This is a genomic window from Vibrio rhizosphaerae (genome assembly GCF_024347095.1).
Classification (GTDB): Bacteria; Pseudomonadota; Gammaproteobacteria; order Enterobacterales; family Vibrionaceae; genus Vibrio; species Vibrio rhizosphaerae.
Genome location: NZ_AP024903.1, coordinates 3,032,778 through 3,048,261 on the forward strand (window position 1 = coordinate 3,032,778; position 15,484 = coordinate 3,048,261).

The following is a 15,484-nucleotide window of genomic DNA, read 5'->3' on the forward strand; positions in this document are numbered from 1 at the left end:
AATTTGATTTTATAAAAATTTATGCAAGAGCTGGTCAGTTTCAAATAGTGGTAGTCCGACAACGGCAAAATAACTACCTTCAATCCGAGTTACAAATTTTCCACCCAATCCCTGAATGCCATAACTGCCAGCTTTATCACCCGGTTCACCCGATTGCCAATAATGTTCTATTTCTTCATCTGACAACGATTTAAACCATACCTCTGTGGTGACAACTATCGTGTGTGTTTGTTGGGCATCGGTCACCGTCACTGCGGTCATAACCTGATGGTTTCTCCCGGAAAGCTGCAAGAGCATTTGCCGGGCATGTGTAAAATTGTCAGGCTTTTCGAGAATGTGCTGATCGACCACAACAATCGTATCAGCCCCTAAAACAACCGCTCCCTCAGACATGACCATCTGCAAACCTGCGATTGCTTTATCCCGGGATAATCTCGACACATAGGCTTGCGCTGATTCATGAGCCTGATGCTCTTCTACGACCTCAGGTAAAATAATGTCGAACGCATAACCTAACTGCGTCAGGAGTTCTTTTCGTCTCGGCGAGGCAGACGCAAGATAAAGTGTCCGCTCACTCATCGAATATTCCAATAGCGTCTCACGCGTCTCAGCAATAGGAAAAGCCACGGCCATAAGATGCAGCTAATGATTCCGCCCCATAACGAGAGTGGATTGAACTCAACGGGCCGGAACAAAAACTCCCCGCCCAGAACCATAAAATCGAGTGCAATCGTCAGTAATCCAATCACAATCGCCTGCTGCCACAATGCCATATTCCGCAGAATCAAAAAATTCATTGCAACAATATACACAATAATAGACAACATCATGCCACGGATCCCCAAGGTCGATCCGAGAATCAAGTCCCAGAGTAGCCCAAGTATCAAAGCAGTTCCGACATTAACACGATGGGGTAACGCGAGAACCCAGTAACAGAGAATCAATAAAATCCAGGAAGGACGAAACAGTTCCAGCGCCCCCGGCCATGGAATCGTCTGCAAAACGAGTGCACAAAAGAAAGATATCCAGATCACAACATGCCCTTTCAGAACATTACTGGCCATGTTGCGCCTCCTTATCCAAAGAATCCGTTAAAGACTGGCGGGCTTTCTCTTGCCGATCCTCATTGGGCCAGACCAGCAACAAATAACGCAAGCGATCAAAATCAACCACGGGCGTAGCTTCAATCACCGCGAACTCGCGACGTGTGTCTTTATCCACTTTGGCCACTCTCGCGACAGGATAACCTTCGGGATAAATGCCACCCAATCCTGAAGATGCCAATAAATCCCCGACTTCGATATCGGTACTACTCGGAATATGCTCCAGTTGAATATATTCCGACTGACCATTCCCGGAAGCGATCACCCGAATATCATTGCGTAGATCCTGAACCGGAATGGCACTATTTGAATCGATCAACAACAGTACCCGGCTGTTATGCGCGGCGACAAACGTCACCTGACCGACAATACCTTTTTCATTAATAACGGGTTGGCCTTCATAAACGCCATCGGTGCGGCCTTTATCAATCACAACTTGATGGGTATAAGGTGAGGTATCGACCGCCATGACTTCCGTGACCATCTTTCGTTCATCCCGGACAAAAGAAGATCCCAGTAATTTTCTTAAGCGCTGATTTTCTTCTTTGTACTGATTGAACAAAATCAAATCACTTCTGAGCGTCAACACTTCTTGTTTCAGACGTTGATTGGATTCCAACAGCGTCCGATGACTCTGCATCCGCTCGTACAAACCGTCAAATAAAACCCGAGGCAGGTCCGCAGCATACTGAATCGGCGCAACGAAACTGTTGAGAAAATAACGGACGTGAGAAAAAGTATTTAAACGACTATCAGCCAGCATGAGGCTGGCTGATAAAACAACGGCAAAAAAAAGACGTAGCGAAAGAGATGGACCTCGCCCAAAAATTGGCTTCATGATGACAATCCCGTTTTGCAGCGTCTCTTCATCTCAAACAATGACCCAAAGATAAAGATGGCACTACTCTTCACTAAATAAATCACCGCCATGCATGTCAATCATTTCTAGCGCTTTACCACCGCCTCGGGCAACACATGTCAGTGGATCATCGGCAACGACAACGGGGATACCCGTTTCTTCAGTCAGCAGACGATCAAGATCTTTTAGCAATGCTCCGCCACCCGTCAGTACCATCCCATTTTCAGAAATATCAGATGCGAGTTCCGGTGGACATTGCTCTAATGCAATCATGACAGCAGAAACGATACCGGTAAGAGGTTCCTGAAGCGCTTCCAGAATTTCATTCGAGTTCAGCGTGAAACTACGCGGCACGCCTTCAGCCAGATTACGGCCACGAACTTCGATTTCCCGGACATCATCTCCCGGATAAGCCGTCCCAATTTCATGTTTAATTTTTTCAGCTGTCGCTTCACCAATCAAACTGCCGTAGTTACGACGGACATAATTGATAATCGCTTCATCAAACCGGTCACCGCCAATCCGTACGGAAGACGAATAAACGACGCCATTGAGAGAAATAACCGCGACTTCAGTGGTACCACCACCGATATCAACTACCATCGAACCAGTCGGTTCTGACACACGAAGCCCTGCACCAATCGCAGCCGCCATCGGTTCATCAATCAGATAAACTTCGCGGGCACCGGCACCTTCCGCCGATTCTTTGATCGCACGTCGTTCAACCTGAGTCGAACCACAAGGGACACAAATCAGCACCCGAGGGCTTGGTTTAAGGAAACTATTGTCATGGACTTGTTTGATAAAAGTTTGCAACATTTTCTCTGTGACGTAGAAATCAGCAATGACTCCATCTTTCATCGGGCGGATTGCGGAAATATTTCCCGGCGTTCGTCCCAGCATCTGTTTTGCCGCATGCCCGACGGCAGCGACACTACGACCACCACGCCCTTTATCTTGGCGAATTGCGACAACGGAAGGCTCGTCAAGAACAATACCTTGTCCTTTAACGTATATAAGCGTGTTGGCAGTCCCTAAATCAATCGATAAGTCGTTTGAAAACATGCCACGAAGTTTCTTAAACATATTCTTCGTTCATCCTGCAAGAAAATTGAAGATTAAAATTCCGTTAAATGTACCAATGCCTTGCTGTCACAGCAAGATATTGACACCGAAACATGGACAGAAACACGCAATTTCTAACAGATTTCTTACTCAGAGCGAAGATTCAGTCTGAAATTGCACCCAATCTTCGCTGATTCTGTCAGCGCTGAACGTGTTTCGTTTTCCAGCGTTTCCGTTTGCCGGGCTTCACATTGGTGACCCGCGGCTTGGGAATCCATTGAGATTCGATATCAAATAACCGTCCCTGAACACCACTAATGCCCAAAGACTGAAGTATGCGCCATTCACCTTCCGATTCAACACCGACGGCGATAATCTGAGTGTCTGCACCACGACAAACCCCGACCATACTTCGAACAAACAGCTGATTCTCGGAGCGCCGTTCAATCCCTTTTACCAGACTACGATGCAGTTTGAGATAGTCAATTTTGAATTCTTTGACATAGTGCGTACTAACAATCGTACGTCCGACCTGTCCGACGACAATCTGACAATTGAATGCAGCAATCATTTTTAACACGGGTCGCATATAGTCAAGGTGCTTCACTAAATGACTTTCCGTAAACTCAAAACAGAGCCGCTGACGGTATTCTCGAGGCAGTTGCATCAGCAAATTTCTGAACCAGATAAAATGTGACCGCTGCGCAAAGGACGTCACATACAGATTAATCGAATAAACGTCAGTCCCTGTCCCTTCTTCACGCAAAAACCGTATCACCCGCTGGCAGGTCACCCGATCCAGCACCGCCTCGAACCCGACCGTCACAATGGCTGAGATAAATCGCGATGTTTTCATAAATCCCTGCCCCGGCTCAGGGATTCTGACAAAGAGTTCGCGATGGGCCACAGAGAGTTGCTTTTGACGCGAGATGACGTAGCAGTCTTGTTTGAACAAACAGATTTTCTCTTCAGTCAGGTTATGTTCAAACAAACTACGCCAGCGGACATTTCCTCTTTCGTCATCGGCCGATTTGACCTTGTTAAATCGGCTCCACGCATTGATGCCTTCCAACTGGGCTGTTTTTAATGCGGTTTCCACCTCATCAATAATTCTTCCCCATTGTTCGCCTTCGGTGTACATCGTGACACCGATATGGCACCAGTTATTCGGCGCCATTGGCAGTGGCAGACTCAGCCGTTCAATTCCTTTCAAACATTGGGCAGCGACTTGAGCCACCTCTTTTGAATTTTGATGGGGAATGAATACCGAGAAAACCGCATCATAATAACGCGACAGAATCGCATCCGGATAACGTTGGATCACATTCGAAATACATTCCCCGACCTGAACAACCAAATGATCGAATTCTGATTTATCCAGCCCGTCCAGCTCTTCGAGCTGTAGCATGACGACTCCGCCACGCGCATCATTTTCGAGTAAGGCCGCCTCCAGTTTGCTATCAAATAACACCCGGTTGGCAGCGCCTGTCAATTGATCCAAGAACGTCTGCGTCCGGATAAATGTATCAAAACGACTCCGCTCCTGACGGGCATCTTGCAGCTCTTCAATCAGTCGATCGAGCGCTTCACTCGCCGTATAAGGCCACTCTCTTTCATCTCCTTTCGCATAACGCTCTACTTGTCCGGCCAGAATCATTCTGCCCCGTTCTTCAAGTAATTCAGAGCCGAGTAATTGCGCCTGTAACCATTTCACGCCTCTCAACAGACACACGACAATCAAAATCACCGCGAAAGTTGTCGACCACATGGCACTGAACGAGTAGGTAAAACCGATATAGGGCGGAACCACTTTAAAGTGTAAGGTGTAATCCTGATTGCGTTTCAGACCAAAATGAGCATGATACAGCCGACTCTCCTCAATCGAAGAGGTGGTATCTTTAAATCGGTACACAACGCCGGCTTTCGACGTGAGGGTCATTTCAACAATATTACTGGCATGCAGTAACTTGGGAACCCAGCGCTGCATGGAATAAGCAGCATCAGGCTCTTCCATCTCTTTATCAATGACTTCAACCACACCGTAGAGGTAGTGATTGAGATATTCATGCCCCAAGCGCTGAAAAGAAAGGGTTCCGCCAATAAATAAGATGAAAATCGCCCCGGTCACAATCATCGTGACCACCGCAACCAGTCGGGTGCTCAGCTTGAGCGTTGGCGTATATCTCATGAATATCAAATCCTTTTATATTCATCGAAAAGTTGAATGGCAGTTCATTCAGGATACAACGAAATCATGTCACATGACGGCGAATCGCATAACACAATCAAAAATAACAGGAAATATTGACCATCCTCTGGACAACAATATATACCTGAACCGAAGTATCCAAAAGAACGCCTTTATTCACTTTCTCCGTACAAGCTCGGTTTTGTTCTGCCTGTTCTTTCCTTTTCTCCGATAAGTTTCCCCATTTCATGAAGATATCAGCCGTAATCAAGGGTTTTATCCGATCTACCCTGATCAATAAGGATCAACGCAAATTTGAGACCTCCCTCCAATAATGTAACGTATCAGCCAACGCACAGTCAGGATACAAGTTGCTTCTGTTGCTGTGTGAGCCAATCAATCCAAGCTGACATGCCCTCACCGGTAGTGGCAGAAATCTTGATCACTTGAATGTTCGGATTGATCTGGCGCGCATTGGCAATACAGGCCTCAATATCAAAATCAACGTAGTCCAGCAGATCGATTTTATTCACCAGCATCAACTGCGATGCAGCAAACATATTAGGATATTTTAACGGTTTATCTTCCCCTTCGGTAACCGACAGAATCGTGACCTTATGTTGCTCTCCCAGATCAAAGCTCGCCGGACAAACTAAATTGCCGACATTTTCAATAAACAAGATCCCGGATGTTTGCATGTCTAACTGATGATATGCACGGTGGATCATCTGAGCATCGAGATGACAGCCTTTGCCAGTATTGACTTGAATGGCGGGAACAGCGGTTGCCCGGATCCGGTTGGCGTCCTGACTGGTCTGTTGATCCCCTTCAATCACCGCACATGAATAACTTGACTGCAACTGCTTCAATGTTTCGACCAGTAACGTCGTCTTGCCGGATCCCGGGCTCGACATCAGGTTCAGAACCAGTTGTCCCTGTGCTTGAAAATGGGCCCGGTTTTCATCAGCGATTTGATCATTCTGACTCAAAATATCTTGTTCCAGATGGATTAACTGACGCTGAGACACGCCCGTGACATGCGTTTGGGCAGCTCCCTGACCATAGTGAAGATCACCTTGCGCCGTCACCGTCGGTTGGTGAGGCGCGTCGTGGTTATGCGTTTCATGGTGGTGTGCTTCATGATGATGAGCTTGATGAGAGTGTGGTTCATGATGGTGATGAGGCTCAGCAGAGTGATGCACCGCTGCTGATAATTGGTCCTGATGAATATGGTAGTGAATATGATGGTGAACATCGCCCTGATGATTGTAATGATGGTGAATGACCATCGGCTGACCGATTGACGGTTCAGCATGGGGATGAGGATGGTGATGGTCATGATGGTCATGATGGTCATGATGGTCATGATGGTCATGATGGTCATGATGGTCATGATGGTCATGATGGTCATGATGATGCTCATCCAAATGGCTTTCGCCACAACCGCAAACACTACACATAAGATTCTACCTCTATCGATTTAATTTTTAATTCTTGTCCGGTTGCCACGATCAGCTGATACGAATGACACAACGGACAGCCGGTATAATGGCTGTCAATATCAACATGTTGTTGACACGATTCACACCAGGCGGTGGCCGGAATCATCTCGACTAAAAATTGCGCCCCTTCCGCGACCGTTTCGCGACTCGCAAACTGTAAGCCTGTTAATAACGCATCCGGTTCAATACAAGACAGCACCCCGATCCCCAAGGTCACGGCAGTGATCCGGGAAGATTGTCGCTGACGGGCGTGTTCGACAACCAGATCAATGGTTTTCAGACTCAAAGACAATTCGTGCATGGTTCGCTCCTAACAAATTCGCGGTAACAGCTCACCGGCAGGAAAGTCGAGATAACGCCGACTTCCCCAAGCGCTGTGCAGCACTGGTTTTGCCGGCGATAAGGAAACGGCTTCACCGATCACGGCTGCATGGGCGTTAAACTGATGCAAAATATCCAGTGTACGCTGTGCCTGCGTGGCAGGGACAGCGATCACAAACGTCCCTTCATTGGCCAAATCACAGGGTTCAAAGCCACACAATTCACAGATCCCCCGCACAGCATCATCCACCGGAATCTGTGCTTCCTGAATCGCCAGTTGTAATCCACAACTCTGGCACCATTCATTGAACACCGCAGAGAGACCGCCCCGCGTTGCATCACGCATCGCATGAATGTCGATTGAGTCAGCTAACAACGCCTCAACCACCGGCCACAATACGGCACAGTCACTGATGATCGGATGAGCAAGCCGTAATGATTCTCTGGCGGCAAGAATGCAGGCACCATGACAACCAATATCCCGGGACACCAAAATCACATCACCCGCCATAATCCTATGTGCCGAGACATCAGCTTTTTGGATTGCACCGATGCCGGTGGTGTTGATGAACACCTTATCTGCCGCACCTCTGGGGACAACTTTGGTATCACCACAAACAATCTGAGCTTCAGCCACCGTAAGCTCTGTCGCCATCGCATCGACAATCGCCTCTAGTTCACAGATTGGCGTCCCTTCCTCAATGATAAAACTACAACTCAGATACGTTGGTTTCGCTGCGACCATCGCCAAATCATTACAGGTGCCGGCAACGGCAAGGGTTCCGATATTCCCCCCGGCAAAAAAATGCGGCGCGACGGTGAAGCTGTCGGTAGTCATGGCGAGCGGGGACGGCATACTCAGGGTTGCGGCATCTTCTGCCTGATTGAGAATCTCGTTGTCGAAACGCTGCCAAAACAAGTGCCGAATCAGCTGGTTCATCTCGACGCCACCACCACCATGACTCAATTGAACGGTCTGCTGTTTTTTCATTCACGTGACTCCTGTGGTTCAGTATCAACACCAGCATAGCGATAATAAGCATTACAGGCCCCTTCCGAACTCACCATACAACTGCCCATTGGCCGGCTCGGCTGACAGGCTTTGCCGAACACTTTGCAATCAGGAGGGCTGGCCAGCCCGCGTAAAATATCGCCACAACGGCATGCTTTATGGTCTGCCACCGGAGTCTGTGGCAACAACGACTCAAATAGCACTTCGGCATCCATGTCGGCATATTGTTCCCGGAGCTTCAGGGCCGATTGCGGAATATTCCCCAATCCACGCCAGTTGAAGGCAGACCGGACTTCAAAAATATCGGTGATACATGCCTGAGCAACGGCATTGCCGTCAAATGAGACAGCTCGCGTATATTGCGTCTGCAAATCAGGCTGGCCATTCAGGGCCAGTTCAACCAACATCAGTACTGACTCCAGCACATCGGCCGGCTCAAAGCCGGCCACCACCACCGGGATTTGATAATGCTGCACAATCGGCTGATAAATCTTTGCACCGGTAATCACGCTGACATGAGACGGACCAAGAAATGCATTCACCCGCGTCTGTGAATCGGCCATCACGGCTTCCATTGCCGGTGGCACCAGTACATGATTGATATGAAAACAGAGGTTGGTGAGATGTAAGCGCTGTGCCTGCTGGACCAGAACCGCCGTCATCGGGGTAGTGGTTTCAAAGCCAATTGCGAAATAGACCACTTTGTGTTGCGGATTCTGGCGGGCGATTTCAAGCACATCCATCGGGTCATAGATCGGCACGACCGACCCACCGTTAGCCCGGCATTCGGCCAAAGACAAACGAGAGCCCGGTACCCGAATCATATCTCCCAAAGTGACCAAAATGACGCCTTCGGTCTGCGCCAGTATAATGGCATGATCAATACGCTCTTTCGGCATGATACAGACCGGGCATCCCGGCCCGTGGACAAAATGTAAATTCTCCGGAAGTAACTGCTGAATTCCGTATTTCATAATGGTGTGCGTGTGTCCGCCACACACTTCCATCATGTACAGAGGCTCGGTCAAGTGACACGCTTTCTGGCGAATCTGCTCTGCCAGACCACGAATCACGGCCGGCTCCCGGAAGCCCTGATATAAAGTTCGCACCGAATCGGTCACACTCATTTCATTATTCATTGCTTCACCCAAGCCACATGTCATCAGAACCAACCTGACTGATCAGGTCACGATAAGTTTGTAAGCTCTCCTTGGCTTCTTGCTGATCAATCTTACTGATCGCAAACCCCACATGAATCAGTAAGTGGTCACCAACCTGAATCGGCTCTGATATCAAGTGAGTGCTAACTTCTCGTGCGACACCTAAAGTATCAACAACGGCGGTCATCTGCTGTTGATCAACGCTGACAACACTCGCGGGAATACATAAACACATCACGCATTACTCTTTGCAGTCCGACATCTCAGCGCCAAAGGCTTCACCGTCGGATCATTCTGATTACTCAGCACTGGTGCATGCCATACCAGAGCTGTCCCATTGCTATCCCGCTATCATTGGTCGGGATCATTGTGCCGCTATAAAGCGGCTGTTTGGTTTGGTCCCAGTTCTGCCACAAGACATCCATCAACAATCGGTTTTGAAACACCCCGCCACTGACAATGACCGGCAGCGCCGGATAACGGCGGGCCATCTGTTGAATCGCCCCGGCTAATGCTTCAATCAGCCCGATGCAGGCGGCCGAAACAACCGCGTCATTCCGCCAGATTCTTGCAGTAATACACTGTGTAAGCAGCGGTGCCCAATCCAGTATCGCGGCCTCACCCATCCAGTGCATTTCCCAGGGGGTCTTTGTTTGCCCGGATTTCATTGCTGCCGCTTCAACCTTTAAGCCGCTTTCGCCGTCAAAATCAGGGCGTTCGAGCAATCCCCCTAGACAGGCCCACGCATCAAACAGTCGCCCGACGGAAGAACACCAGGGAGAATGCCGGCCAGACAGCCACAATTGATGCAGATTCGAGAAGTCGCGATCATCCCATTGCTGAAAAGCCGGTAATTCCAGCGACTGGATCTCCTGCAATGAATAACATGCCAGTAGCATTGCCAACAGAATCCGGGCCGGTTCACGAATGGCCTGCTCACCGCCGATCAGGCGGAAAGGGCGCAAATAGCCACATCGCTGATACCCTTGTGTATCAGCCAGTAATACTTCACCACCCCACACGCTGTCATCATCACCCATGCCGGTGCCGTCAAACGCAAACCCTAATACCGGGCCGGTCAGCCGATATTCCGCCATCACCGCCAGAATATGCGCATGATGATGCTGTACCTGCAATAACTGACCTGACTGCCGTTCAGCAAACCGAGTCGCAACATAACCCGGATGATAGTCACATACCCAATGGGCAGGTTCACACTGGTATAGATGTTGAAATAATGAGATCGTCTTTTCATGACGTTGCTGGGTATCGGGATCATCCAGATCACCGATATAAGGAGACAGCATCAACTGTCCGGGACAAGCCATAGCAATCGTGGATTTTTGCTGAGCGCCTACCGCCACAATCGGTGCTCCCTGATAATCATGATGCCCACTGAAGGGGCCATAACCTCTTGCCATCCGCAACACCCGCATGGCGCTTCCTGCGTAATGCACAATACTATCGTCACATGGGTTGGCAATCGGACGGTTATGGTCCAGCACACCATCCAGCGCCTCGCCAAACAAATGCAACATATCGTCGCCATCAGTGATCAGTGGCATCCCGGACAGATTACCGCTGGTCATCACAAGAATGGGCTCACTTCGGTAACAACGATACTGTTCAAACAGCAGATGATGTAACGGCGTAGAAGGAAGCATGACACCTAAATAAGGACTGTCACACGCGACTTCCGGGACAAGATCAGGATGTACACGGCGATGCATCAGCACAATCGGTGCGGCACTGGCGGTCAATGCCTGCCATTCGGCGGGTTCCCCCGTGACATACTGTGTCGCCGTTTCAACCCCATCAACCATCACCGCAAAGGGTTTACGCTGCCGATGCTTCATGTGTCGCAATTTCATTACACTTGCAGATGACGTTGCATCACACACCAGATGAAAACCACCGACGCCTTTGACGGCAATCACCCCACCCCGGCTGAGTATCTCAGCCGCTTGTACAAATACGGTTTCGGGTTGTGTGGTCAGTGTCCCTCGCGCATCACGCAGCGTCATCTCCGGGCCACAGTGGTGGCAACTGGTGGGCTGGGCATGATAACGGCGATTACTTGGATCCTGATAGGCCTGCCGACATGACGGGCAGAAATCAAACCCTTTCATAGTGGTGTTGACCCGGTCATAAGGGAGTTGTTCGATGATGGAATAGCGGGGACCACAATGTGTGCAGTTGATAAACGGATAATGATAATAAGGTGAATGCGGCGATTTCATTTCAGCCAAACATTCAGGGCAGACGGACTGATCCGGCGCAATACGAACCGCAACCTTAGCTGCCTGTTGACTCGGATGAATTAAAAATCCCCGGGAGGGCTGTAACTGCTGTGGCGTGCAGGTGACTTCATCCACTCGGGCAAGATGTGGCGGGCGCTCACTCAATGCCAGAACAAACAAATCAAGCGCATCTTTGCGCCCTTGCACATCAATTTTAACCCCTTCAGAACTATTCATCACCCATCCGGACAGATGGTGCTGAGTTGCCAACTGATAGACAAAGGGACGGAAACCAACCCCCTGCACAACGCCAGAAACACAAATAAAATATCGTTCATTCATGGCACAACCAGCCTAGTGGTCTTCAGCAGTTCAGCCACTGAAGACACATCACCAAATCAATTCAGACAACATTAAGACAGCAGAAACGAACCGCCGAGTATTGCGACAATCGCGCCGAGCATTTTGACCAACCGGCCACTGGCGGAAAAACGCAACACAGCACTCCCCAGCGCAATCCCCGTCATATGTAGCAGAAAAGTCGACAGGACGAAGCCGCTGAAATACGCCAATGCATGGCTATTGAATGGCATCTCTGCACCATGCGCCATCCCGTGAAATACGGCAAATGCCATGACTAAAACCGTCACCCACTGATGAGAAATTTGCACACTCCGCCACAGCAACAGCCCCATCACAACGACACTGAGCGCGATGTACAGTTCAACCCCCGGTACAATCAAACCGGAGACCCCTAAAATTCCACCAACGATCATCAATGCGATGAAAGAAAGTGGCATCTGCCAACGACTTCTTCCCCCAAATAAAGCCGCCAGAACACCAACACTGATCATCACACTGAGATGATCGACACCAGTCAGCGGATGCAGGATGCCACTTTCAAAACCATGATCACCACCGTGGCCGGGATGCGCCAATGCCAGTGGAGAAAACAAAACCATTAACCCGAGGAACAAATTCTTTATTTTCATGTTTTATCTCTTTTCTCTCAAAACGAAATACATTCCCAACTATTGATTCAACCCGAGAATCCTTTCTGCGTGTGTATAAATATTGGCTTGTCCGGGGCGGCAATAACCACACAACGTCACATTGAGACGCTCCGCTAAATCCACCGCCATGTCGGTTGCAGCTGAAATGGCACATAAAATCTCAACACCACCGGCTGCCGCTTTTTGCACCATTTCAAAGCTGGCGCGACTCGTGACCAAGACCACGCCTTTCTGTTTATGATGCTTGCTGACCCAACCGATCAATTTGTCGAGCGCAATATGCCGTCCGACATCTTCAAATAACGCTTCAAGCTCGCCATGCGTATTCAGATAGGCGGCTGCGTGACAAGAGCCCGTCAGTTGATTGAGCTGCTGACGCTGTTTTAGCTGGTGTAAAACCGCATCGAGTTTTTGCAAATGAAAGGAGGTATGGCTTTCCAGTGGTGTTTGTATCCGACAAACATGAGTTAACTGATCCGTACCACAGAGACCGCATCCGGTCATCCCGGCCATCGTCCGCCGCTTTTCCTGCAGACGATTGACACAGCGATTCGCAATATCAATCGACAGCGTGATCCCATCCGGACTCATCTGGATGTTGATATCATGAATATCCCGGTCATGATCAATGATGCCCTCGGTCAGCGAAAATCCGACGGCAAACATATCGAGATCTCTGGGGGTACACATCATAACGGTATAAGCCACCCCGTTATATTCCAAAGCAACCGGCACTTCTTGAATCAAGACATCATCCACCAGATGACACCGACTATTCTGCCGATAACGCACAATTTTTTTATGACTGACAGAATCAATATTCTGTACCGTGAAAGATTCATTCATAGAGCAATCCTGATTCATGACGAGGTGGATTCAGTCTCAGGCAAATAGTCCTTGCTGCTAATCCCCATCCGTTGCATTCGTGACAGCAATGTTGTTCTTTTTAAACCGAGCTTTGCAGCCGCGCCACGCGCGCCGGCAACAATCCCATTACTTTCTTTCAGCGCCTGAATCACCGTATCACGATTCATTTCAATCGTATCTTTTTTCTCTGGGTAAACCTCCGAACCATCGCCCTGTAGCTGTGATTCGGCTTTCGGCACTTCGAGACCTAATTTAACTAATTCATCCAGTGGCGCATTGAGCACATCTCCGCGGGTTAAAATCACGGATCGCTCGATAAAGTTACGTAACTGTCTGACATTACCGGGCCAGGCAAACGCAGTCAGTGCCCGCATGGTTTCATTGGTGATCGCGGAAATCTCTTTGCCCATCTGCTTAGCAATGACACGCGTAAAGTGCTTCACCAATAAAGGGATGTCTTCCGGCCGCTCGCGGAGCGGCGGGATTTCTATCGGAAATATATTCAGCCGATAATACAGGTCATTACGGAAGGTTTTTTCCTGCACCATCGACAGTAAATCAGCATTGGTTGCCACCACAATCCGCACATCAACCTGAATCAGCTGATTTTTCCCGACCCGTTCAATTTCATTTTCCTGCAATACCCGCAACAGCTTCGGTTGCAACTCTAATGGCATATCACCGATTTCATCCAGAAACAGAGTGCCTTGATGCGCCTGTTCAAACCGCCCCACCCGTTGATGGACCGCGCCGGTAAATGCACCACGCTCATGGCCGAAAAGTTCACTCTCAAATAAACCTTCCGGCACAGCGGCACAATTCATTTTCACCATCCGTTTCTGACTACGCCGGCTCATCTTATGAATCGCCCGGGCAATTAATTCTTTGCCCGTTCCGGTCTCCCCGAGAATCAACACCGTGCTATCGCAATCAGCGACCATCGCCACCTGATCAAGTACCCGATTCATCGCCTCACTCTGGCTGATGATATCGTCAAAAATACGCTGCTTCTCATCCTTGGATTCGATCGAAATATATTCACTTTGCGGCAGCACTTTGGTATGTGTCTCATGCACACTTAAGCTATGCATAGCCATCGCGACCCGGGCCGCAATTTGCTGCAATAAATCGAGATCGAGAGCAATGTCTTGCTCTCTCTTATGGCGCATATAGGCAATATATCCGACGCGATTGGTCCGGAATACCATAGGAATCACGATCAGTTGCTCAATATCTTCGGCAAACTCGATGGCATTCTTCTGAAAAAATAATGGCCTTAAATCATCGTCCTGAATTAATACCGGGGAATAAGGCTCTTTCGTGTTCTGAAACGCACTGTCATCACTAAAAAAATGACAATGATGATGAATGTCTCCCTGACTCAAGTCACTGGTGTACTGGATATAATGCCCTTGATAGGGTTCGATCAGCGCCAGATGATGCATGGCAAAATGTTGGTTCAGGCACCGCAGCAAAGAGTTGAGTAGTGTTTCTTTACTATTTTGGCTGATCACCGCATTCGTGACGTCCACCAGAATATGGTAGTTATCTCGCTCATGACTGAGTTGCTGAGCCATATTGGATGCTAATTCATGCTCGACAATATGAGCAATGAAAGAGACGAGAATACTACTGACCATCCGAAACTGCTTTTCACCATCCTCCATATTACTCAGCTTAGGATTGATGAACTCAATGACACCCAATTGTTGATTAACCGTATTCAACGGCATTTTGCAGTAATGCTCGATTTGTCGGTAAGCCGGGTGTTCAGCCGCATGTGGATAGTAGTAAGAAAATCCTTCACCATCGATTTCATAAAAGCCATCCTCATACGACGGGTGATATAAACCGATCTCTTGAGGATGAAAGATCTCATGCTGAACTTGCCGGTGAGTGTCCACATAATACAGGCTCACTTCATCAGCAACGTCTCGGTGAAGGATAATGTTCATCCGCTCGACTTGCAGAAATGAACATTCATCGTCATTTAGAAATTTCAACAAGTCCGACATATCGTGAATCGATAGCATGGCTTGTGAAAAGTTCATCAACTCTTGAGCAATTCTATTCATAATCAGTCACGACTCAATCAAAGGCTCTTTACACCAGATGAATACATACAGAACATTGTACACTGACCTAAAGAGCCGA

Annotated in this window: 14 protein-coding genes; all 14 read right to left on the reverse strand. The window is 48.7% G+C overall.

Annotation, left to right across the window (positions count from 1 at the left end):
• Positions 1 to 9: 9 nt before the first annotated feature.
• The 14 genes from OCV37_RS13250 to OCV37_RS13315 all read right to left on the reverse strand — a co-directional run bounded on the left by OCV37_RS13250 (position 10) and on the right by OCV37_RS13315 (position 15,405).
• Entirely contained in the window at positions 10 to 579 is a 570-nt protein-coding gene (locus OCV37_RS13250; RefSeq protein WP_038185722.1) for a Maf family protein, read from the reverse strand.
• On the reverse strand, positions 576 to 1,064 hold the full coding sequence (gene mreD, locus OCV37_RS13255; protein WP_038185726.1) for a rod shape-determining protein MreD: 489 nt from the start codon (positions 1,062 to 1,064) through the stop codon (positions 576 to 578). Before mreD ends, OCV37_RS13250 begins: the two co-directional genes overlap by 4 nt.
• Entirely contained in the window at positions 1,054 to 1,941 is an 888-nt protein-coding gene (gene mreC / locus OCV37_RS13260; protein ID WP_038185729.1) for a rod shape-determining protein MreC, read from the reverse strand. The genes mreD and mreC overlap by 11 nt, the downstream gene beginning before the upstream one ends.
• 63 nt (positions 1,942 to 2,004) lie before the next feature.
• Positions 2,005 to 3,048: a rod shape-determining protein gene (locus OCV37_RS13265; RefSeq protein WP_038185732.1), complete on the reverse strand. Its 1,044-nt coding sequence runs from the start codon at positions 3,046 to 3,048 to the stop codon at positions 2,005 to 2,007.
• A 178-nt stretch (positions 3,049 to 3,226) separates the two neighbouring features.
• The gene (gene csrD, locus OCV37_RS13270) at positions 3,227 to 5,161 is read right to left on the reverse strand and encodes an RNase E specificity factor CsrD (protein ID WP_390902294.1); all 1,935 of its coding nucleotides are present in this window, start codon (positions 5,159 to 5,161) and stop codon (positions 3,227 to 3,229) included.
• A gap of 413 nt (positions 5,162 to 5,574) precedes the next feature.
• Positions 5,575 to 6,675 carry a hydrogenase nickel incorporation protein HypB gene (gene hypB, locus OCV37_RS13275; RefSeq protein WP_038185743.1) on the reverse strand — a complete coding sequence of 367 codons (1,101 nt, stop codon included), beginning with the start codon at positions 6,673 to 6,675 and terminating at the stop codon, positions 5,575 to 5,577.
• Complete coding sequence (hypA, locus tag OCV37_RS13280; RefSeq protein WP_038185745.1) at positions 6,668 to 7,018, reverse strand: hydrogenase maturation nickel metallochaperone HypA; 351 nt, start codon at positions 7,016 to 7,018, stop codon at positions 6,668 to 6,670. Before hypA ends, hypB begins: the two co-directional genes overlap by 8 nt.
• A gap of 9 nt (positions 7,019 to 7,027) precedes the next feature.
• Complete coding sequence (gene hypE / locus OCV37_RS13285; protein WP_038185748.1) at positions 7,028 to 8,029, reverse strand: hydrogenase expression/formation protein HypE; 1,002 nt, start codon at positions 8,027 to 8,029, stop codon at positions 7,028 to 7,030.
• The gene (gene hypD / locus OCV37_RS13290) at positions 8,026 to 9,189 is read right to left on the reverse strand and encodes a hydrogenase formation protein HypD (protein ID WP_245609163.1); all 1,164 of its coding nucleotides are present in this window, start codon (positions 9,187 to 9,189) and stop codon (positions 8,026 to 8,028) included. The genes hypE and hypD overlap by 4 nt, the downstream gene beginning before the upstream one ends.
• A gap of 4 nt (positions 9,190 to 9,193) precedes the next feature.
• Positions 9,194 to 9,445, reverse strand: a complete 252-nt coding sequence (locus tag OCV37_RS13295; protein ID WP_038185754.1) for a HypC/HybG/HupF family hydrogenase formation chaperone — start codon at positions 9,443 to 9,445, stop codon at positions 9,194 to 9,196.
• A 67-nt stretch (positions 9,446 to 9,512) separates the two neighbouring features.
• Positions 9,513 to 11,792, reverse strand: coding sequence for a carbamoyltransferase HypF (gene hypF, locus OCV37_RS13300; RefSeq protein ID WP_038185757.1), 2,280 nt, complete (start codon positions 11,790 to 11,792; stop codon positions 9,513 to 9,515).
• Between the two features lie 71 nt (positions 11,793 to 11,863).
• The gene (locus tag OCV37_RS13305; protein ID WP_038185761.1) at positions 11,864 to 12,442 is read right to left on the reverse strand and encodes a HupE/UreJ family protein; all 579 of its coding nucleotides are present in this window, start codon (positions 12,440 to 12,442) and stop codon (positions 11,864 to 11,866) included.
• Between the two features lie 39 nt (positions 12,443 to 12,481).
• Positions 12,482 to 13,309 carry a formate dehydrogenase accessory sulfurtransferase FdhD gene (fdhD, locus tag OCV37_RS13310; protein WP_038185764.1) on the reverse strand — a complete coding sequence of 276 codons (828 nt, stop codon included), beginning with the start codon at positions 13,307 to 13,309 and terminating at the stop codon, positions 12,482 to 12,484.
• A 14-nt stretch (positions 13,310 to 13,323) separates the two neighbouring features.
• Positions 13,324 to 15,405, reverse strand: coding sequence for a sigma 54-interacting transcriptional regulator (locus tag OCV37_RS13315; protein ID WP_038185768.1), 2,082 nt, complete (start codon positions 15,403 to 15,405; stop codon positions 13,324 to 13,326).
• Between the last annotated feature and the right edge of the window lie 79 nt (positions 15,406 to 15,484).